The following is a 549-nucleotide window of genomic DNA, read 5'->3' as shown; positions in this document are numbered from 1 at the left end:
CTGATCGAGCGCCTGCCCGAGGTGGTTGAACTATGGTATAGTTTTTGTGATCAGACCTCCGGTCGGGACGATATGCTAACGCTGCTGCGCTACCTCGCTGCCGCCGGCAAGCATGTGACGCTGCAAGAGATCATTGACGTGGTAGGAACAACCATTCCCTTGGGAGGTGCGCTCATGGGTACGATTGCTGAAGAGTTGATTGAGCAGGGCCTGCAAAAGGGTGAACAGATCGGCCTGCAAAAGGGTGAACAGATCGGCCTGCAAAAGGGTGAACAGATCGGTCTGCAAAAAGGTAAGCAAATCGGACTACAAGAGGGTGAACAGATCGGTCTGCAAAAGGGCTTGCGGCAGGGTCGTCAACTGGCCCAGCAGGGCTTGCAGCAGGGCCGCCAACTGGCCCAGCAGGGTCTGCTGACTGGCATCCGCCTCTCCTTGAAGTGCAAGTTTGGCACCGAAGGCGAAGCCCTGATGTGCGAGGTTGCCGCTATCGAGGATGTTGCACTGCTCCAATTGCTTGCTGACACCGTTGAGCATATCGAGAGTGTTGAG

At 56.1% G+C, this 549-nt stretch carries 1 pseudogene; it reads left to right on the top strand.

Annotated features, from left to right (window positions below):
- Positions 1 to 549 (top strand): annotated as a pseudogene (locus CJ255_RS23980) (hypothetical protein); the annotation flags it as partial.

Source organism: Candidatus Viridilinea mediisalina, assembly GCF_002532535.1.
GTDB lineage: Bacteria > Chloroflexota > Chloroflexia > Chloroflexales > Chloroflexaceae > Viridilinea > Viridilinea mediisalina.
Note: the sequence above shows the minus strand (reverse complement) of the source record. Positions and strands in the feature narration are given on the sequence as shown.